Source organism: Cupriavidus sp. GW821-FHT07C08, assembly GCF_059419025.1.
This window is the reverse complement of the sequence record NZ_JBWKQZ010000037.1, coordinates 37,755-55,588: the sequence shown is the minus strand read 5'-3', so window position 1 is coordinate 55,588 and position 17,834 is coordinate 37,755. Positions and strand designations below refer to the sequence as shown.

At 66.4% G+C, this 17,834-nt stretch carries 19 protein-coding genes and 1 tRNA gene; 10 read left to right on the top strand and 10 right to left on the bottom strand.

Going from position 1 to position 17,834, the window contains the following annotated elements; all coding sequences use genetic code 11:
* The first annotated feature begins 7 nt into the window (after window positions 1-7).
* From argJ to AC07UK_RS33495, 4 genes are all read left to right on the top strand, one after another.
* Entirely contained in the window at window positions 8-1,234 is a 1,227-nt protein-coding gene (argJ, locus tag AC07UK_RS33510; RefSeq protein ID WP_436222701.1) for a bifunctional glutamate N-acetyltransferase/amino-acid acetyltransferase ArgJ, read from the top strand.
* A gap of 81 nt (window positions 1,235-1,315) precedes the next feature.
* The gene (locus tag AC07UK_RS33505) at window positions 1,316-2,221 is read left to right on the top strand and encodes an ATP-binding protein (RefSeq protein ID WP_013958065.1); all 906 of its coding nucleotides are present in this window, start codon (window positions 1,316-1,318) and stop codon (window positions 2,219-2,221) included.
* Complete coding sequence (locus AC07UK_RS33500) at window positions 2,218-2,664, top strand: NUDIX domain-containing protein (protein ID WP_013958064.1); 447 nt, start codon at window positions 2,218-2,220, stop codon at window positions 2,662-2,664. Before AC07UK_RS33505 ends, AC07UK_RS33500 begins: the two co-directional genes overlap by 4 nt.
* Before the next feature lie 93 nt (window positions 2,665-2,757).
* Window positions 2,758-4,797, top strand: coding sequence for an OPT family oligopeptide transporter (locus AC07UK_RS33495; protein ID WP_494687846.1), 2,040 nt, complete (start codon window positions 2,758-2,760; stop codon window positions 4,795-4,797).
* A gap of 30 nt (window positions 4,798-4,827) precedes the next feature.
* Here the strand turns inward: AC07UK_RS33495 and AC07UK_RS33490 are convergent, their stop codons facing one another.
* The 6 genes from AC07UK_RS33490 to pilB form a co-directional block, all read right to left on the bottom strand.
* Complete coding sequence (locus tag AC07UK_RS33490; RefSeq protein ID WP_035826775.1) at window positions 4,828-5,016, bottom strand: DNA gyrase inhibitor YacG; 189 nt, start codon at window positions 5,014-5,016, stop codon at window positions 4,828-4,830.
* A gap of 17 nt (window positions 5,017-5,033) precedes the next feature.
* A complete protein-coding gene (zapD, locus tag AC07UK_RS33485; protein WP_436222700.1) occupies window positions 5,034-5,792 on the bottom strand; it encodes a cell division protein ZapD in 759 nt (252 codons plus the stop codon).
* A 209-nt stretch (window positions 5,793-6,001) separates the two neighbouring features.
* Complete coding sequence (gene coaE / locus AC07UK_RS33480) at window positions 6,002-6,628, bottom strand: dephospho-CoA kinase (RefSeq protein ID WP_035826779.1); 627 nt, start codon at window positions 6,626-6,628, stop codon at window positions 6,002-6,004.
* A 63-nt stretch (window positions 6,629-6,691) separates the two neighbouring features.
* The gene (locus AC07UK_RS33475) at window positions 6,692-7,594 is read right to left on the bottom strand and encodes a prepilin peptidase (RefSeq protein ID WP_494687845.1); all 903 of its coding nucleotides are present in this window, start codon (window positions 7,592-7,594) and stop codon (window positions 6,692-6,694) included.
* A 3-nt stretch (window positions 7,595-7,597) separates the two neighbouring features.
* Window positions 7,598-8,869 (bottom strand): type II secretion system F family protein, encoded by a 1,272-nt coding sequence (locus tag AC07UK_RS33470; RefSeq protein WP_436222698.1) that lies wholly within the window; start codon window positions 8,867-8,869, stop codon window positions 7,598-7,600.
* Between the two features lie 79 nt (window positions 8,870-8,948).
* Window positions 8,949-10,679, bottom strand: a complete 1,731-nt coding sequence (gene pilB / locus AC07UK_RS33465; protein WP_013958058.1) for a type IV-A pilus assembly ATPase PilB — start codon at window positions 10,677-10,679, stop codon at window positions 8,949-8,951.
* Window positions 10,680-11,008: 329 nt separating this feature from the next.
* Between pilB and AC07UK_RS33460 the strand changes: the two genes are divergently transcribed.
* The gene (locus tag AC07UK_RS33460; protein WP_494687844.1) at window positions 11,009-11,335 is read left to right on the top strand and encodes a type II toxin-antitoxin system RelE/ParE family toxin; all 327 of its coding nucleotides are present in this window, start codon (window positions 11,009-11,011) and stop codon (window positions 11,333-11,335) included.
* Window positions 11,332-11,652, top strand: a complete 321-nt coding sequence (locus AC07UK_RS33455) for a helix-turn-helix domain-containing protein (RefSeq protein WP_436222696.1) — start codon at window positions 11,332-11,334, stop codon at window positions 11,650-11,652. The genes AC07UK_RS33460 and AC07UK_RS33455 overlap by 4 nt, the downstream gene beginning before the upstream one ends.
* Window positions 11,653-11,726: 74 nt before the next feature.
* Here AC07UK_RS33455 and AC07UK_RS33450 read toward each other — a convergent pair.
* Window positions 11,727-11,803 (bottom strand) — tRNA-Pro (locus tag AC07UK_RS33450).
* Window positions 11,804-11,933: 130 nt separating this feature from the next.
* Window positions 11,934-12,863 (bottom strand): octaprenyl diphosphate synthase, encoded by a 930-nt coding sequence (ispB, locus tag AC07UK_RS33445; protein ID WP_436223113.1) that lies wholly within the window; start codon window positions 12,861-12,863, stop codon window positions 11,934-11,936.
* A gap of 530 nt (window positions 12,864-13,393) precedes the next feature.
* Between ispB and rplU the strand changes: the two genes are divergently transcribed.
* The 4 genes from rplU to proB all read left to right on the top strand — a co-directional run bounded on the left by rplU (window position 13,394) and on the right by proB (window position 16,452).
* Window positions 13,394-13,705, top strand: a complete 312-nt coding sequence (gene rplU / locus AC07UK_RS33440) for a 50S ribosomal protein L21 (protein WP_006576525.1) — start codon at window positions 13,394-13,396, stop codon at window positions 13,703-13,705.
* Window positions 13,706-13,744: 39 nt separating this feature from the next.
* Window positions 13,745-14,005: a 50S ribosomal protein L27 gene (gene rpmA / locus AC07UK_RS33435; RefSeq protein ID WP_010814747.1), complete on the top strand. Its 261-nt coding sequence runs from the start codon at window positions 13,745-13,747 to the stop codon at window positions 14,003-14,005.
* A 133-nt stretch (window positions 14,006-14,138) separates the two neighbouring features.
* Entirely contained in the window at window positions 14,139-15,236 is a 1,098-nt protein-coding gene (gene obgE / locus AC07UK_RS33430; RefSeq protein WP_436222686.1) for a GTPase ObgE, read from the top strand.
* A gap of 97 nt (window positions 15,237-15,333) precedes the next feature.
* Window positions 15,334-16,452, top strand: a complete 1,119-nt coding sequence (gene proB, locus AC07UK_RS33425) for a glutamate 5-kinase (protein ID WP_013958054.1) — start codon at window positions 15,334-15,336, stop codon at window positions 16,450-16,452.
* Window positions 16,453-16,542: 90 nt separating this feature from the next.
* Here proB and AC07UK_RS33420 read toward each other — a convergent pair whose 3' ends face one another.
* Both AC07UK_RS33420 and AC07UK_RS33415 read right to left on the bottom strand, forming a co-directional pair.
* Window positions 16,543-17,124 (bottom strand): CNP1-like family protein, encoded by a 582-nt coding sequence (locus AC07UK_RS33420; protein WP_436222684.1) that lies wholly within the window; start codon window positions 17,122-17,124, stop codon window positions 16,543-16,545.
* On the bottom strand, window positions 17,117-17,800 hold the full coding sequence (locus tag AC07UK_RS33415) for an RNA pyrophosphohydrolase (protein ID WP_013958052.1): 684 nt from the start codon (window positions 17,798-17,800) through the stop codon (window positions 17,117-17,119). The genes AC07UK_RS33420 and AC07UK_RS33415 overlap by 8 nt, the downstream gene beginning before the upstream one ends.
* Between the last annotated feature and the right edge of the window lie 34 nt (window positions 17,801-17,834).

The following is a 17,834-nucleotide window of genomic DNA, read 5'->3' as shown; positions in this document are numbered from 1 at the left end:
AGTCCACATGCCCGTCAATCTTCCGCTGCCCCAGGCAGAGAACCTGAAATCCGTCGCCGGCGTGGAGCTGGGCTGGGCCGAGGCGGGCATCCGCAAGGCCAACCGCAAGGACGTGCTGGTGGTGCGCGTGGCCGAAGGCAGCACCGTGGCCGGCGTCTTCACCAGCAACCGCTTCTGCGCCGCGCCGGTGCAGGTCTGCCGCGAGCACCTGGCCGCCGGCAAGGGCATCCGCGCGCTGGTGGTCAACACCGGCAATGCCAACGCCGGCACCGGCGAGCCGGGCCTGGCCAATGCCCGCGCCAGCTGCGACGCGCTGGCCGCGCAACTGGGCATCGCCCCCGAGCAGGTGCTGCCGTTCTCGACCGGCGTGATCCTGGAGCCGCTGCCGGTGGATCGCCTGGTGTCCGGCCTGCCCGCCGCCATCGCCAACGCGAAGCCGGACAACTGGCTGGCCGCCGCCGAAGCCATCATGACCACCGACACGCAGCCCAAGGCCGCGTCGCGCACGGTGCAGATCGACGGCAAGACTGTGACGCTGTCGGGCATCAGCAAGGGCGCCGGCATGATCCGCCCGAACATGGCGACCATGCTCGGCTTTATCGCCATGGACGCCGCCGTGGCCCAGCCAGTGCTGCAGGCGCTGGTCTCTTACGCTGCCGACCATTCGTTCAACAGCATCACCATCGACGGCGATACCTCGACCAACGACTCGTTCGTGCTGATCGCGACGGGCAAGTCCGGCGCCGTGGTCGAGCGCGCCGAAGGCCCGGCCTTCGAGGCGCTGCGCGACGCGGTGACCGCGCTGGCGCAGGAGCTGGCGCAGATGATCGTGCGCGACGGCGAGGGCGCCACCAAGCTGATGACCATCCGCGTCGAAGGCGGCAAGGACGTGGCCGAGTGCCGCCAGATCGCCTATGCGGTGGCCCACTCGCCGCTGGTCAAGACCGCGTTCTATGCATCGGACCCCAACCTGGGCCGCATCCTGGCCGCGGTCGGCTACGCCGGCGTGAACGACCTCGACGTCGACCGCGTCAACCTGTGGCTGGACGATGTCTGGGTGGCCCGCGACGGCGGCCGCAACCCCGACTACCGCGAAGAAGACGGCCAGCGCGTGATGAAGCAGGCCGAGATCACCGTGCGCATCGCGCTCGGACGCGGCAAGGCCGAAGCGACGGTCTGGACCTGCGACCTGTCGCACGACTACGTGTCGATCAACGCCGACTACCGCTCCTGAGCCTTTTCGTCCTTCCCGTGCATGCGGGAAGGACATCGATTTCCCTGCCAGCCGATACCGCGCCCCCAGCGCGCCCCTGCCATGTCTGATCTTGCCGCCCGCCTCGACAACTTCCTCGCCCGACTCGAACAATGGCTGCCGCCGCAACTGAGCGACGCCGACTGGCAGGAGGCCGTGGCGTTCCGCTGGCGCAAGCGGCAGAGCCTGTTCGGCAATATCGGCTACCTGCAGCCGGTGCGCCAGCTGCCGCCGATCCACCTGGACGACCTGAAGAATATCGAGCGCCAGAAGGATGCCATCGTCGGCAATACGCGCCAGTTCGTGGGCAAGCTGCCGGCGAACAACGTGCTGCTGACCGGCGCGCGCGGCACCGGCAAGTCGTCGCTGATCAAGGCCTGCCTCAACGCCTTCGTCAAGGACGGGCTGCGGCTGGTTGAGGTGGACAAGGATGACCTGGGCGACCTCGGCGATATCGTCGAGCTGGTTGCGCAGCGCCCCGAGCGCTTCGTGATCTTCTGCGACGACCTGTCGTTCGAAGAGGGCGAGTCGGGCTACAAGTCGCTCAAGTCGGCGCTGGACGGCTCGGTGGCGGCGCAGTCGGACAACGTGCTGATCTACGCCACCTCCAACCGCCGGCACCTGCTGCCGGAGTACATGAAGGACAACGAGACCTACCGCCACACCGACGACGGCGAGATCCATCCCGGCGAAGTGGTGGAAGAGAAGATCTCGCTGTCCGAGCGCTTCGGGCTGTGGCTGTCGTTCTACCCGCCCAAGCAGGACGAGTACCTGGCCATCGTCGGCCACTGGCTCAGGCACTTCGGCTGCACCGACGAGGACATCGCCGCGGCGCGCGGCGACGCGCTGGTGTGGGCACTGGAGCGCGGCTCGCGCTCGGGCCGCGTGGCCTGGCAGTTTGCGCGCGACTGGGGCGGCAAGCATGGCAAGCCCTATATTGCCGATGTCGCCGGAGACGCCAAGGCATGAGCGCGGCCACGCAGAACCCCGCGCAGACCGGTGGCAACCCGCCGCGCAAGGTGACGGAGGTGGCGGTCGGCGTGCTGGTGCAGCCCGACGGACGCTTCCTGCTGGCGCAGCGCCCGGCCGGCAAGCCCTACGAGGGGTATTGGGAATTCCCCGGCGGCAAGCTGGAGCCGGGCGAGTCGGTAGAGGCGGCACTCGCCCGCGAGCTGCATGAAGAGCTGGGTCTTGATGTCACGCAATGCGAGCGTTGGCACATCCTGGAACATGACTACCCGCACGCCTATGTGCGGCTGTATTTCTGCAAGGTCACCGACTGGCGGGGCGACCCCGTCGGCCGCGAAGGCCAGGCCTTCTCGTGGCAGCGCACGCCGGTGACGGTGGGGCCGCTGCTGCCGGCCACCATTCCCGTGGTGGAGTGGCTGGCCGAGGAATCGGGCAACGGCTGACCCTGCCTTCCCGCTGTCGGGCAAGCGGCCGCGGCGCCCGCTTGCGCGCCGCCAGGGCCTGACCAGGCCCTGATCCACAGGAAAGGAACCTGCATGCTACGTGTCGATCGTATCGCCGACGACGTTTCCCTGCCCGAACTGACCCTGCGCGGCATCATCCTCGGTGCGCTGATCACGGTCGTGTTCACCGCCTCCAACATCTACCTGGGCCTGAAGGTCGGCCTGACCTTCTCGTCGGCGATCCCGGCGGCCGTGATCTCGATGGCCGTGCTGCGGCTCTTCCCCGGCGCCAACATCCTGGAAAACAACATGGTGCAGACGCAGGCCTCGGCCGCGGGCACCCTGTCGTCGATCATCTTTATCCTGCCGGGCCTGGTGATGCTGGGCCACTGGCAGGGCTTCCCGTTCTGGCAGACGCTGGCGATCTGCGCGGCCGGCGGCATGCTGGGCGTGGTGTTCAGCATCCCGCTGCGCCACGCGATGGTGGTGCAGAGCGAGCTGCCCTACCCGGAGGGTGTGGCCGCGGCGGAAATCCTGCGCGTGGGCAGCGCCGCGCCGGACCAGGCCGCGCCGGGCCAGAAGCCCCAGGCGACCGGCCTGGCCGACCTGATGGCCGGCGGCCTGGTGGCGGGGCTGTTCAGCTTTGCCGCCGGCGGGCTGCGCCTGCTGGCCGAGGGCGCCAACTTCTGGCTGTCGGCCGGGGCCTCGGTGGTGCGGCTGTCTATGGGCTTCTCGCTGGCGCTGGTGGGCGCGGGCTACCTGGTCGGCATCGTCGGCGGGCTGGCCATGCTGCTCGGGCTGGTGCTGACCTGGGGCGTCGCGGTGCCGTGGCTGACGGCCATCACGCCGCGCCCGGACGGCGCCACGCTGTCGGCCTTCGGCACCATGATCTGGAGCCAGCAGGCGCGCTTTATCGGTGCCGGCACCATCGGCATCGCCGCGATCTGGACGCTGCTGTCGCTGGCCGGGCCGATGCTGTACGGCATCCGCGCCTCCTTCGGCGCGCTGCAGGGCGGGCCGGCGGGGCAGGGCAAGATGCCGCGCACGCAGCAGGATATGCCGGCCAAATGGATCGGGCTGGTGATGCTGGGGCTGCTGGCGGTGCTGGTGACGGTGTTCGCCTGGTTCCTCGCGCCGGCTCCGCTCGATGGCGGCGCACGCTGGCGCCTGGTGATCTACGCGGTGGTGTTCGCCTTTATCTTCGGCTTCCTGGTGGCGGCGGCGTGCGGCTATATGGCGGGGCTGGTGGGCTCGTCGGCCAGCCCGATCTCGGGCATCGGCATCATCGCAGTGATCCTGGTGTCGCTGCTGATCCTGCTGGCGGGCAAGGCCGACGGGCTGCTGGTCACGCCCGAGGGCAGCAAGTTCGCGATTGCGCTGGCGATCTTCACCACCTCGGCGGTGGTGGCGGTCGCGTCCATCGCCAATGACAACCTGCAGGACCTGAAGACCGGCTGGCTGGTCGGCGCCACGCCGTGGCGCCAGCAGGTGGCGCTGCTGATCGGCTGCGTGGTCGGCGCCGCGGTGATCCCGCCGGTGCTGGAACTGCTCTACAGCGCCTATGGCTTCGCCGGCGCGCTGCCGCGTGCGGGCATGGACCCCAACCAGGCGCTGGCCGCGCCGCAGGCGACGCTGATGACCGCGATCGCCACCGGCATCTTCACCCACCAGCTCAACTGGACCATGATCCTGATCGGCATCGGGCTGGGCGTGGTGCTGATCGCCATCGACGAGGTGCTGCGCCGCCGCCGCGGCGCGGCGCGGCTGCCGGTGCTGGCGGTGGGCATCGGCATCTACCTGCCGCCGACCATCAGCTCGGCGCTGGTGGTGGGCGCGGTGCTGTCGTGGCTCCTGCTGCGCAGCGAGCGCCGCCGCGCCACCGCGCGCGGCGACGACGTCAAGCTGGCGCTGGAACATGCCGAGCGGCGCGGCACGCTGCTGGCCTCGGGCCTGATCGTGGGGGAAAGCCTGGTCGGCGTGATGCTGGCCGCGGTGATCGGCCTGTCGGGCAAGGATGCGCCGCTGGCGCTGGTCGGGGCCGGGTTTGAAGCGACCGCGCAGTGGCTGGGCCTGGCGGTGTTCGCACTGGTGTGCGTGGGCTTCTACCGCCGCGTGCTGGCGGCGGCGCACTGAACCAGAGGGGGCGCTGAAGGCGAGGGCGCTTCAGTCGTCCTCGTCTTCAGGCTGGTCGGCGGCGGTCTCGCCCGGCTTGCCGCCGATCACGTATTTCTCGGACGCCCAGGCGCCGAGATCGATCTGCTTGCAGCGCTCGGAACAGAAGGGGCGGAATTTGTTGTCGGGCACCCAGGCCACCTCGGTGCCGCAGGTGGGGCATTTGACGACAGCAGGCATAGCGTTCAGCGCAGGCTTCAGAAATTGCAGAGTTTCAGCAGGAACGGGATATCCGCATCGACCGAGCGCGGACGCAGGTCGCCGTCCTGCTGCGTAAAGCGCACCCACAGCATGTACTTGTTGGCGCTCATCTCGGGGATGAAGGCCAGCAGCGAGTCATCCAGCCAGACCTGCATCAGCTGGTAGCTGCGTCCGGACAGCATCTGCTGGTAGCTGCCGCCGGTGGCGATCACCTTGCCGCTCTGGCCGGCTTCGCGCAGCAGGCGCAGCACGATGGTGGTGCCCATGCGCAGCGACAGCAGCGGACGTACCCACTTCAGGATATCGGCGCGGCGGTCTTCGGCGGGGCGGTGCTGCCAGGCATAGTAGGCCGGCAGGTCGAACTCGCAGGTGCCGCCGGGGATGATCGCGCGGCTGCGGATGCTGGTCAGCCACTCGTTGTCGGCCAGCAGCTGGCCGGCCTTGCCCACGGTCTGGTTGAGCATGGCGATGCCTTGCTCGATCTCGCCGATGATGGCGTCCAGTGCCTCCTGGTCGATCTGCGGGCTGGCGCGCAGCGGCGCCAGTGCCTGGCGCTGGCGTTCCAGTTCCTTGATCAGGTCGGTCTTGAGGTCGGCGCGGCCGGCCACGTCGATGATCTCGAACAGCGTGGTCAGCGCGACATGATGCTGGTGGGCATGATCCTGGCCGAGAAAGTATTCCAGCCGATCGAACAGGTCCTCCAGGCGCAGGAGTGTCCTGATGCGTTCGTTGAAAGGGTATTCGTACAGAATCAAGTGCAATGTCCGTGCAGGGCGTCGGGCGCTTTCAGGAGCGGCCCGGTGCAGAATGAGGCCCGGGAAATGCCGGAAGGGGCGATATATGGCAGGCGGTTACCGGCAGTATGCGGTGATTTCCCCGCATATTCCAGCGCATTCTATGCGAGACAAGGGCCGAGGACAATGTCGCGTGCGTGATGCCATGCGCTGGCGCGCCGGGTTGCGCGTTATGGATGGACCCTGGCCGCCGCCGACAGTTCACGATAGTAGCGGTCGAGCCGGTCGACCTGGTCCACCAGTGCCTCCACCGGGCCGTCGTTGTCGATGACGTCGTCGGCACATGCCAGGCGCGCGGCGCGGGTGGCCTGTCTGGCCATGATGGCCTGCACCTGCTCGCGGCTGAAGCCGTTGCGCGCCATCACGCGCGCCACCTGGGTGGCCTCGGTGCAGTCCACCACCAGCACGCGGCCCACGCGCTCGCGCCATGAGCCCGATTCCACCAGCAGCGGCACCACGTAGATCAGGTAGGGATGCTCGCCGGCATCGCGGATCGCGTGGGCGCGCTCGGTGGTCAGCGCACGGATCAGCGGATGGGTGATGGCTTCAAGCCGTGCCTTGGCTGCGGGGTCGGCAAACACCAGTGCGCGCATCGCGTCGCGGTCCATGGCGCCATCGGGGCGCAGGCAGGCCGGGCCGAAGGCCTCGACCAGCGCCGGGATGGCACGCCCGCCCGGGGCGGTGATCTCGTGCGCGAGCAGGTCGGTGTCGATGATCGCGGCACCGCGCGCGGCAAACATGTCGGCCACGCGGGTCTTGCCGCTGCCGATGCCGCCGGTCAGTCCGATTTCCAGCATGTGAGGCTCTGTTGACGATGTTGCCGCAACGATACCAGCTTCAGCGGATATCGTCGGACACCGTCATGGCCATGCAAACAGCGGCAGCACGCCGGGGCCGAACAGCAGCACCACCACCCCGGCCAGCGCAATGAAGGGCCCGAACGGGAAGGGCGTGTCGCGTTCCTGGCGGCGCAGCACAATATTGGCCAGCCCGAACAGCACGCCGACCACCGACGACAGCAGCACCAGCGCCGGCAGCGCCTGCCAGCCGAACCAGGCGCCCAGCGCCGCCATCAGCTTGAAGTCGCCAAAGCCCATGCCTTCCTTGCCGCGCACGAGCCGGAACAGCCAGTAGGCCGTCCACAGCACCAGGTAGCCGGCAGCCGCGCCGATCACGGCGTCGGGCAGCGCCACGAACACGCTGCCCAGGTTCAGCAGCAGGCCCAGCCACAGCAGCGGCAGGGTGATCTGGTCCGGCAACAGTTGCGTGTCGGCATCGATCATGGTCAGCGCCAGCAGCGCCCACACCAGCACCAGCGCGGCCAGGGCCTGTCCGCCGGGGCCGAAGCGCCACGCCACCAGCGCGCTCAGCACGCCACAGGCCAGCTCGACCAGCGGATAGCGCACACTGATCGGCGCCTTGCATGCCGAGCAGCGCCCGCGCAGGAACAGGTAGCTCAGCACCGGCACGTTCTCCCAGGGTGCAATCGCGTGGCCGCAATGCGGGCAGGCCGAGCGCGGCACCATCAGGTTGTAGCGGCCGGGGTGGGGCAGCGGGTCGCCGCGCAGCTCGGCGATATAGTTGGCCTCGTCGCGCTCCATCATGCGCGGCATCCGGTGGATGACCACGTTGAGGAAGCTGCCGACCACCAGCCCGAGCAGCGCCGCGGCAGCCACCAGAAAGGCGGGCGGCAGCGCCGCCAGTGCCTCCACCAGCGGCGCGCCACTGGTCGGATACGGAGAAGCAGACCAGGCAGACAACATCGCTTACACCACCTGTCCCAGCTTGAAGATCGGCAGGTACATCGCCACCACCATGCCGCCGATCAGCACACCCAGCACCACGATGATCAGCGGCTCGATCAGGCTGGAGATCGCGGCCACGGCATCGTCGACCTCGCGCTCGTAGAACTCCGCCACCTTCAGCAGCATATTGTCCAGCGCGCCGGACTCCTCACCGATCTGCGTCATCTGCAGCACCATGTTGTCGAACACATGGGTGGCCTGCATCGCGTTGGTCAGGCTGGTGCCGATGCGCACCGATTGCTCGATCTCGCGCGTGGCGTCGTAGTAGACCCAGTTGCCGGCCGCGCCGGCCACGGACTCCATCGACTCCACCAGCGGCGTGCCGGCGGCGAACATGGTGGCCAGCGTGCGGGTCCAGCGCGCGATCACGGCCTTGCGGAACAGGCTGCCGAAGATCGGCAGCTTCAGCAGCGCGCGGTCGGTGAAGCGCTGCACCTTCTCCGATTTCTTCAGCGCGCGCAGGTAGAAGGAGATGCCGGCCACCGGCACCCCGATCACCAGGTACCAGTACTGGACAAAGAAGTCGGAGATGGCGATCACCAGCAGCGTCGGCGCCGGCAGGTTGGCGCCGAAGCTGGAGAACACGCCCTTGAACGCCGGGATCACGAACAGCATCAGGATCACGGTCACGGCAAAGGCCACCGTCAGCACCGCGATCGGGTAGATCATCGCCGACTTGATCTGGCCTTTCAGCGCGATGGTCTTTTCCATGTAGAGCGACAGGCGCTCCAGCAGCGAATCCAGGATACCGCCCTGTTCGCCGGCATCGATCAGGTTGCAGTACAGCGTATCGAAGTACTTCGGATGGCGCCGGAATGCCGCGGCCATGCTGCTGCCGGCCTCGATGTCGAAGCGGATGTCGGACAGCAGCTGGGTGAAGTTGGGGTTCACGTGGCCACGCGCGATGATGTCGATCGACTGCAGCAGCGGGATGCCGGCCTTGAGCATGGTCGACAGCTGCCGGGTGAAGTAGGCAATGTCCTTCTCGGTGATCTTGCGCCCGCGCGCGGCCTTGCGCTTCTTCAGCTTGACGATGGTCAGGCCCTGCTTGCGCAGCGTGGCGGTGACCTCCGCCTGGTTCTCGGCGCGCAGCTCGCCGGTGAAGGTCTTGCCCTTGCGGTCCTTGCCTTCCCACTCAAAGATGTACTGGGTGGGTGCCTTGCGCCCCTTCCCTGATTTCGCCCGTGACGGTGCCGCCGTCCGGGCGCCCGCCGCTGGTGCACGCGTCGCCATGATATTGACCCCCGATGTAAATGACGCTTGTTCTGCGTCTTGTATTTACGTTGTGTCTTGCCCCGCCGGTCCTGCTTCCCTAAGTATTCGTTGTCGCCAGCACTTCTTCGAGTGACGTGACGCCCTGCTTCACCTTCAGCAGCCCCGCTTCGCGCAACGATAGCACGCCATCCTTGCGCGCCTGCTCGGCGATCTGCAGTGCCGTGCCGTGCGTCAGGATGATCTCCTGCATGGCCTCGGTGATCGGCATGACCTGGTAGATGCCGCAGCGGCCCTTGTAGCCGGTGCCGTTGCAGCGCTCGCAGCCGACCGGGTGGTAGGGCTGCCAGCTGCCGTCCAGGTCTTGTTCGCGGAAGCCCGCCTCCAGCAGCGCCTCGCGCGGGATCTCGCCCTCGCCCTCGCGCTTGCAGGTGCACAGCCGCCGCGCCAGCCGCTGCGCGGTGATCATCAGCACGCTCGATGCAATATTGAAGGCCGCCACGCCCATGTTCATCAACCGCGTCAGCGTGGTCGGCGCATCGTTGGTGTGCAGCGTCGACAACACCAGGTGGCCGGTCTGCGCGGCCTTGATCGAGATATCGGCGGTTTCCAGGTCGCGGATTTCGCCGACCATGATGATGTCCGGGTCCTGCCGCAGGAACGAACGCAGGGCAGCGGCAAAGGTCAGGCCCGCCTTGTCGTTGACGTTGACCTGGTTGATGCCGGGCAGCTGGATTTCGGCCGGGTCTTCCGCGGTGGAGATATTGATGTCGCCCTGGTTCAGCAGGTTCAGGAAGGTGTACAGCGACACCGTCTTGCCGCTGCCGGTGGGGCCGGTCACCAGCACCATGCCGTAGGGGCGCTTGATCACGTCCAGCAGCAGCGCTTTCTGCTCGGGCTCATAGCCGAGCTGGTCGATGTCGAGCTTGTCGGACGAAGATTCCAGGATCCGCATCACGATCTTCTCGCCGAACAGCGTCGGCAGCGTCGACACGCGGAAATCCACTGCCCGCTCGACCGTCTCCTTGGCGTCCTTGTCCTTGGGCAGGGCAATCAGCAGCTTCATGCGGCCGTCCTGCGGCACGCGCTTTTCAGAAATGTCCAGGCGCGACAGCACCTTGATGCGGGTGGCGATCTTGTCGCGGATATCCAGCGGCGGGCGTGCAACCTCCTGCAGCACCCCGTCCACGCGGAAGCGGACGCGGTAGAAAGTCTCGAACGGCTCGAAGTGCAGGTCGGACGCGCCGCGGTGGAAGGCCTCGGTCAGCAGCTTCTGCAGGAAGCGCACCACCGGGGCGTCGTCGATATTGTCGGCGGTGGTGCGGTTGCGCTGGTTGCCGGCCGCGGCCACCGGATCGTATTCGATCATCTTGCGCTCGGCCTGCACCGGCGAGATGTTCTTCAGCGTGCCCAGGGCCTCGCCGGCGGAGCGCACGTGCTTCATCAGCTTGTCGTGCTCGACCACCACCGCTTCGACCGGCAGCTTGTACTTTTCCTTGATCGCATCCAGCCCGGCCTGGTTGGACGGGTCGGACATCGCCAGCACCAGCCGGTTCTCGCGCCGGCCCAGCGGCAGCAGCCGGTGCGCGTGGAATTCACGGTTGCCGGCAAGCGCCGGCGGCACCTTGGTCAGGTTGTACTGGGCCAGGTCCAGCAGCGGCAGCTGGTACTTGTCCGCGGCAAACAGCGCCAGGTCGTGCGCGCTCATGGTGCCGCTGCCGACGATCTCGTCGATCAGCTGCGACTGCTTTTCACGCGCGGCCTGCTCCAGCTGAGCAAGCAGGGCGGGCGCGATACGCCGGCTCTGGGCCAGGGCAAGACCGAGTGTCATGGCAGGTGCGCTGTGCGGTGCGGTTAGGCGGTGGCGGATGCCACGCAGGCGGGGGCGGACGGACCCACGTCCCCGGATCGGGGCAGTTTGCCGCCGGGGTCACTTTTTGTAAAGCCAATGCGGGCGTGGTGTTGGCGTTTGCGCGACACGGGCGCAACCCTACTTGCGCGGGGAAGAAGGGGCGCTTCAGGCAGCTGCCTTGCGCGCGGGGTGGTGTCCTTTTGAGAGGAATCCCTGTCCCCGCCCGTGTTTCCATTGGCCTTTTCACAACGGAAGACATCACGCCGTTTTGATCTGATATAGAATCAAAGGTGCGTGCATAACATTGCATGAAGCCAATTTACAAGAAGCCCTTCGTGCAGTTCGTCAAGAAGGCACACAAGCCGTTGCAGCTGGCGATCGAGGATGAAGTGGAGGTGGTTTGCGCAGATCCTGGCGTCGGGGAAGCCAAGGTTGGCGATCTGGCCGGAATCCGGGTCCACAAATTCAGGCTCAACCGGCAGGAATACCTGATCGCCTACCGCCTACCGCGACCCGGGCAGCAGGCAGCAGGCGTGGATCTTGAAATACTGTGGATCGACTTTTACAAGGTGGGCTCGCACGAGAACTCCTACGACGAGCTCAAGCAGTACCTGAGGGCAGAGAGAAAGGGATGACCATCATGACCGCAGAAGACCTGATGAAGGCCGTCAGCAAGATGCCCGCGCAGGAGCGCGTCAAGTTCTTCACGCTGGTGGGCGAGCAGGCTTTCAAGGACGAGAACATCTCGCACGAGGAAGTCTTTGGCCACCTCGCTGAAGCAGACTTCACCGCTGCGGAGGCGGCCGAATACCTTGAAGTTTCAATTGCCACCTTCCGGCGGATGGTGCGCGACGGCAAGCTGGCGCCTCATGCGGAAGTGGGGCGTAGCCAGCTGTTCTCCGCGGCCGACCTGAAGGCATTCAAGCGTCAGCGCAAGGCGATCAAGGGATGAGTTGCCGGAGGGCGGGAGGGGGGGCAGAAAGACAAAAGGCCGAACCAACTGACGTTGATTCGGCCTTTTAAATCTGGTCGGGGTGAGAGGATTCGAACCTCCGGCCTCTACGTCCCGAACGTAGCGCTCTACCAGGCTAAGCTACACCCCGATTTGGTTTGCTGGTAAACGTCTGACCGTCTGCAGCAAAGAACGTAAGTTTAGCAGCGTTTTTTGGGGAATGGAAGAGGGCGAGGAAAATCGCCGTTCAGCCCGCTTCCGCTGCCTTCCCCGCGGTTGCGTCAGGACTGCCGTTGCAATGAGAACGCGCAGAGCTGGATCAGGGTTTCCTTCAGTTCCGACGACGGGAACTGCCGTGCCGCCTGTTCGGCGGCTTCAGCCTCGCGCCGCGCCGCTTCGAAGGTGACGTCCAGCGCGCCGCTGGCGTGGATCGCGGCGAACACGGCATCGAAATGCTCGGTGCCGCCTTGCACGATGGCGTCGCGCGCCAGCTGGCGCTGCTCGGGCGTGCCGTGTTCCAGCAGGTGCAGCAGGGGCAGGGTGGGCTTGCCTTCGCGCAGGTCGTCGCCGGCGTTCTTGCCCATCTGCTCGGCGCTGGCGGTGTAGTCCAGCATGTCGTCGATGAGCTGGAAGGCGGTGCCGATGCGGCGGCCATACTCTGCCGCGGCTTCTTCCATCTGGGCGTCGGCGCCGGCCAGCACGGCGCCGAGTTGCGCGGCGGCCTCGAACAGCTTGGCGGTCTTGTAGCGGATCACCTGCAGGTAGCGCTCGACGGTGACGTCGGGGTCGTGCATGTTCAGCAGCTGCAGGACCTCGCCCTCGGCGATCACGTTGGTCGCGTTGGACAGGATCTCCATGATGCGCATGCTGCCGGCATCGACCATCATCTGGAACGCGCGCGAATAGAGGAAGTCGCCCACCAGCACGCTGGCGGCGTTGCCGAACACGGCATTGGCGGTATCACGCCCGCGCCGCAGCTCGGACTCGTCGACCACGTCGTCGTGCAGCAGGGTGGCGGTGTGGATGAACTCCACCACGGCGGCCAGCTCATGGTGGCGATTGCCGTCGTAGCCCATCGCGCGCGCTGTCAGCAGCAGGATCACCGGGCGCAGGCGCTTGCCGCCGGCACCGATGATGTATTCGCCGATCTGCTCGATCAGGGGGACTTCAGAAGACAGCCGCTGGCGGATGACAGCATCGACCGCGCGCATGTCTGCAGCGACCGGGGCAAGCAAGGCAGTGGCGGAAGGCTGGGACAAGATGATCACCGTTACGCAAAACCGGACGATTATATGCGATGCGCGTGGCGTTCTACTTATGGGGCGCTTCTAAAGATTCGCGCTCAGGGTATGCGCTCAGGGTGTTCGCAAGGCGCGCATCTATAATGCAGCCATGAACAAGTCCGTTCCTCGCCGCCACCTGCGCCGCACCGCCCTTTGGGTGGCGTTTGCGGCGCTGGCGGGATTCCTGCTCGCCGACCTGACCTGAGCCAGGACGCGGTTCCATTGTGGCGATGCCGCCGCACACAGGCTATGTGCCTGTTTTCTTTGCGCTTTTCCCTGATCTCGTTTACAATTCCCGGTTTCCTCCGGTAGCTGCGCTCGCTTTGCGGGTTCTGGCCGGCGGGAGATAACCGGGCCGCAGTGAGCCCATCCAGGCGCCAGGCCGTGCAATTGACCGGCCGCGCAGGATGCGCCAGTGCCGGCATACGGCGTTTTATTCACATCCGAGAGGTTCGACAATGTACGCGGTCGTAAAAACCGGCGGCAAGCAATACAAGGTTGCTGCTGGCGAAAAACTGAAAGTAGAACAGATACCGGCAGACATTGGCGCAGAAATCACGCTCGACCAGGTGCTCGCAGTGGGCGCCGGCGACCAAATCAAGTTTGGTACGCCGCTGGTTAGCGGGGCTTCCGTCAAGGCTACCGTTATCTCCCAAGGTCGTCACGACAAAGTGAAGATCTTCAAGATGCGCCGTCGCAAGCACTACCAGAAGCGTCAAGGCCATCGTCAGAATTACACCGAACTGCGCATCGAAGCGATCGTTGCCTGATCGATCGAGCGTAACCAGGTAAAGCGACAGGAGTAAGACATGGCACAGAAAAAAGGCGGCGGTTCCACGCGGAACGGCCGTGATTCCGAATCGAAGCGTCTGGGCGTGAAGGTGTTTGGTGGCCAGGCCATCAACGCCGGCGGCATCATCATCCGCCAGCGCGGTACCCGCGTGCATGCCGGCGACAACGTCGGCGTGGGCAAGGACCACACGCTGTTTGCCCTGGTGGACGGCCACGTGCAGTTCGCCGTCAAGGGCCCTGCCAAGAAGCAGCAAGTCAGCGTCGTTCCGGCGGCCTGATAACAGCCTTTGCAGGATGAAGGCCCCGCAACGCTTGCGGGGCCTTTTCTTTTCTGGCGACAATGTCAGTTCGCCAGCCCGGTTGGAGGCTTCCAGCCGCTGATCCGCCGATCCATCACGGAAACCCATCATCATGAAGTTCATAGACGAAGCCCGAATCGAAGCCATCGCCGGCAACGGCGGCAATGGCAGCGCCTCGTTCCGGCGCGAGAAGTTTGTGCCCTTCGGCGGCCCGGATGGTGGCGATGGCGGCCGCGGCGGCAGCGTGTTCGCCGTGGCGGACCGCAACATCAATACCCTGATCGACTTCCGCTACGCCAGGAAGCACGTGGCCCGCAACGGCGAGAACGGCCGCGGCTCCGACTGCTACGGCGCCGCCGGCGAGGACATCTCGCTGCGCATGCCGGTGGGCACGCTGATCACCGACATGGACACCGGCGAAGTCATCGCCGACCTGACCGAGCACGGCCAGCGCGTGTGCCTGGCCGAAGGCGGCATGGGCGGCTGGGGCAACCTGCATTTCAAGTCCAGTACCAACCGCGCGCCGCGCCAGCAGGTGGACGGCAAGCCGGGCGAGCGCCGCATGCTCAAGCTTGAGCTCAAGGTGCTGGCCGACGTCGGCCTGCTGGGCATGCCCAACGCCGGCAAGTCGACCTTTATCTCGCATATTTCCAACGCGCGCCCGAAGGTGGCGGACTATCCGTTCACCACGCTGCACCCGAACCTGGGCGTGGTGCGCGTGGACCATGAGCAATCGTTCGTGGTCGCCGACATTCCCGGCCTGATCGAAGGCGCCGCCGAGGGCGCGGGCCTGGGCCACCAGTTCCTGCGCCACCTGCAGCGCACCGGCCTGCTGCTGCATATCGTCGACCTGGCGCCGTTCGACGAGGCAGTCGACCCGGTGGCCGAGGCCAAGGCCATCGTCAACGAGCTGAAGAAGTACGACGAAACCCTGTACGACAAGCCGCGCTGGCTGGTGCTGAACAAGCTCGACGTGGTTCCCGGGGAAGAGCGCGCCACCCGCGTGAAGGATTTCATCAAGCGCTACAAGTGGAAGGGGCCGGTGTTCCAGATTTCGGCGCTGACCGGCGAAGGCTGCCGCGAGCTGATCTACGCGATCAAGGATCACCTGCTGGCGATCAAGGCCGCAGAGGCCGCGGCGCTGGCCGAGCCGGACATCCGCCTGGACGAGCGGCTGCACAACGTCGACCAGGGGCAGGGCGAGGCGTAAGCCGGGGCCGCCACTGGCGCCCCACCACAGAAGAATACTCACGGACAATTCGGGCGCGGCGCCCGCCGCCGGCTGCCCGGGAGACAGGATTCCCGTCATGCAATCGGTCATCGCGCAGGCAAAGCGCATCGTCGTCAAAGTCGGTTCCAGCCTTGTCACCAACGACGGCAAGGGGCTGGATCACGACGCCATCGCCCGCTGGGCGGCCCAGATCGCCAAGCTGCGCGTGGCTGGCAAGGAAGTGGTGCTGGTCAGCTCCGGCGCCATCGCCGAAGGCATGCAGCGCCTGGGCTGGGTGCGCCGTCCGAAGGAAATCCATGAGCTGCAGGCCGCCGCCGCCGTCGGCCAGATGGGCCTGGCGCAGGTCTATGAAAGCCAGTTCGGCCGCTACGGCATCCGCACCGCGCAGGTGCTGCTGACCCACGCTGACCTGGCCGACCGCGAACGCTACCTCAACGCCCGCTCGACCCTGCTCACGCTGCTGTCCCTGGGCGTGGTGCCGATCATCAACGAGAATGACACCGTGGTCACCGACGAAATCAAGTTCGGCGACAACGACACGCTGGGCGCGCTGGTGACCAACCTGATCGAAGGCGACGCGCTGGTGATCCTGACCGACCAGCGCGGCCTGTACACCGCCGATCCGCGCAAGGACCCGGCCGCGCAGTTCGTGGACGAGGCCCTGGCCGGCACCCCCGAGCTGGAAGCCATGGCCGGCGGCGCCGGCACGTCGATCGGGCGCGGCGGCATGCTGACCAAGATCCTGGCGGCCAAGCGCGCGGCCAAGTCCGGTGCCCACACCACCATCGCCTCTGGACGCGAGGCCAACGTGCTGGAGCGCCTGGCCGCGGGCGAGGCCATCGGCACCCAGCTGCTGGCGCCGACCGGACGGCTCACGGCGCGCAAGCAATGGATGGCCGACCACCTGCAGCTGCGCGGCCGGGTCGTGATCGACAACGGCGCGGTCGAGAAGCTCACCAGCGGCGGCAAGTCGCTGCTGCCGATCGGCGTGACGGAAGTGCAGGGCGAGTTCGCCCGTGGCGAGGTGATCGCGTGCGTCGACACCCAGGGCAAGGAGGTGGCGCGCGGCATCACCAACTATTCCAGCGCCGAGGCGCGGCTGATTGCGCGCAAGCCCTCGTCCGAGATCGAGTCCGTGCTGGGGCACCTGAACGAGCCCGAACTGATCCATCGCGACAACCTGGTGCTGGTCTGATCCGGCATCCCGGCGCAAAGGCCAGGCGCAAATGAAAACGGCGGGGCTGCCAGGCAGTCCCGCCGTTTTTTCATGTCGACGCTGTGAGCTTCAGCGCTTGCGCGGCGCGCGCGATTGCAGGTCGCGCACCATGGCGTCGGCGGTGCCGGCCACGGTACGGCCCTCGCAGAAGAAATCGATCGCCAGCGTGGCGGCGTAGGCATTGCGCACGCCAGTCTCCATGCGGTGCCAGGTCTCGCCGTAGTCGCTGCTGTTGGGCACCCATTCCGTCGCGCCCTTGGGCAGCGTGGCGTAGAGCTTGCGCTCGAACGCATCGCAGCGCAGGCCTTCGAAGGTCACGTTGCGCGCGCCGCTCTGGCTGGTGGTGACGACCGTGTAGCGCACCACGTTGTCCTTGCCGACCGAGACCGACTTGCCGTCCACCGCGAACGACAGCGAGCCGGTGCCCGACACCGTGAACGGGATCAGGTTGGCGTCCTGCGGCGGCGCCGGCAGCATGGCCTTGGCCTCTTCAAAGGTCTTGGCCCCGAACGGGTTGATCCAGGTGCTTTCTTCCTCCGCCATTCCCTTGCCGGTGGTCTTGCAGCCGGCCAGCGCAAGGCTGGCCGCGGCAATCAGCATTCCGGCAGCGGTCAGGCCGCCGCGGCGGCCCAGGCCGGTGAAACTAGTCATCAGTGCTCCGTGAGGTGGAAACCGGCGTTGCCGGTGAATCGTGTTCAGTCGCGTGCTCGGCCTCGGCATTGCAGTCGGCGTCGGCCTGCTGCGCCTGCTGGGCGCGGCTGAGCGCCTGGCTGCGTGGTCCGCCGTGGCGGCCATGCATGCCGTGGGGGCCGTGCGTCCCGTGTGTGCCATAGGGACTCAGCGGCACACGCGCGTGCCGGTTCAGGAAGCGTGACAACTCCGTCAGCGCCAGCTGGTAGACATCGCGCTTGAACTCGATCACCGCCTCCAGCGGCACCCAGTAATGACTCCAACGCCAGGCGTCGAATTCAGGGTGCTCGGTGGCACGCAGATGGATGTCACAGTCCCTGCCGGCCATGCGCAGCAGGAACCAGATTTGTTTCTGGCCCTTGTAGTGGCCGCGGATCTCGCGGCGGATGAACTTGTCCGGCACCTCGTAACGCAGCCAGTCGCGCGTGCGACCGACGATCCTGACGTGCTCCGGAAGCAGGCCGATTTCCTCATGCAGTTCGCGGTACATGGCCTGTTCAGGCGTTTCGCCGTACTTGATGCCACCTTGCGGGAACTGCCAGGAGTGTTCGCCGATTCGCTTGCCCCAGAAAACCTCGTTTCGTGCGTTGAGGAGGATGATGCCGACGTTCGGGCGAAAGCCTTCACGATCGAGCATGACTGCACCTCGAATCCTTTAGAATTACGCTGAT

Excerpts from the sequence above, each read along its gene's own strand:
- coaE (WP_035826779.1), bottom strand. The coding sequence starts at position 6,628 with ATGCTGGAAATCGGACTGACCGGCGGCATCGGCAGCGGCAAGACCCGC.
- obgE (WP_436222686.1), top strand. The coding sequence starts at position 14,139 with ATGAAGTTCATAGACGAAGCCCGAATCGAAGCCATCGCCGGCAACGGC.
- AC07UK_RS33460 (WP_494687844.1), top strand. The coding sequence starts at position 11,009 with ATGAAGCCAATTTACAAGAAGCCCTTCGTGCAGTTCGTCAAGAAGGCA.
- argJ (WP_436222701.1), top strand. The coding sequence starts at position 8 with ATGCCCGTCAATCTTCCGCTGCCCCAGGCAGAGAACCTGAAATCCGTC.
- AC07UK_RS33495 (WP_494687846.1), top strand. The coding sequence starts at position 2,758 with ATGCTACGTGTCGATCGTATCGCCGACGACGTTTCCCTGCCCGAACTG.
- AC07UK_RS33415 (WP_013958052.1), bottom strand. The coding sequence starts at position 17,800 with ATGCTCGATCGTGAAGGCTTTCGCCCGAACGTCGGCATCATCCTCCTC.
- AC07UK_RS33470 (WP_436222698.1), bottom strand. The coding sequence starts at position 8,869 with ATGGCGACGCGTGCACCAGCGGCGGGCGCCCGGACGGCGGCACCGTCA.
- rpmA (WP_010814747.1), top strand. The coding sequence starts at position 13,745 with ATGGCACAGAAAAAAGGCGGCGGTTCCACGCGGAACGGCCGTGATTCC.
- ispB (WP_436223113.1), bottom strand. The coding sequence starts at position 12,863 with ATGCGCGCGGTCGATGCTGTCATCCGCCAGCGGCTGTCTTCTGAAGTC.
- AC07UK_RS33420 (WP_436222684.1), bottom strand. The coding sequence starts at position 17,124 with ATGACTAGTTTCACCGGCCTGGGCCGCCGCGGCGGCCTGACCGCTGCC.
- AC07UK_RS33475 (WP_494687845.1), bottom strand. The coding sequence starts at position 7,594 with ATGTTGTCTGCCTGGTCTGCTTCTCCGTATCCGACCAGTGGCGCGCCG.
- AC07UK_RS33500 (WP_013958064.1), top strand. The coding sequence starts at position 2,218 with ATGAGCGCGGCCACGCAGAACCCCGCGCAGACCGGTGGCAACCCGCCG.
- AC07UK_RS33505 (WP_013958065.1), top strand. The coding sequence starts at position 1,316 with ATGTCTGATCTTGCCGCCCGCCTCGACAACTTCCTCGCCCGACTCGAA.
- rplU (WP_006576525.1), top strand. The coding sequence starts at position 13,394 with ATGTACGCGGTCGTAAAAACCGGCGGCAAGCAATACAAGGTTGCTGCT.
- pilB (WP_013958058.1), bottom strand. The coding sequence starts at position 10,679 with ATGACACTCGGTCTTGCCCTGGCCCAGAGCCGGCGTATCGCGCCCGCC.
- AC07UK_RS33490 (WP_035826775.1), bottom strand. The coding sequence starts at position 5,016 with ATGCCTGCTGTCGTCAAATGCCCCACCTGCGGCACCGAGGTGGCCTGG.
- proB (WP_013958054.1), top strand. The coding sequence starts at position 15,334 with ATGCAATCGGTCATCGCGCAGGCAAAGCGCATCGTCGTCAAAGTCGGT.
- AC07UK_RS33455 (WP_436222696.1), top strand. The coding sequence starts at position 11,332 with ATGACCATCATGACCGCAGAAGACCTGATGAAGGCCGTCAGCAAGATG.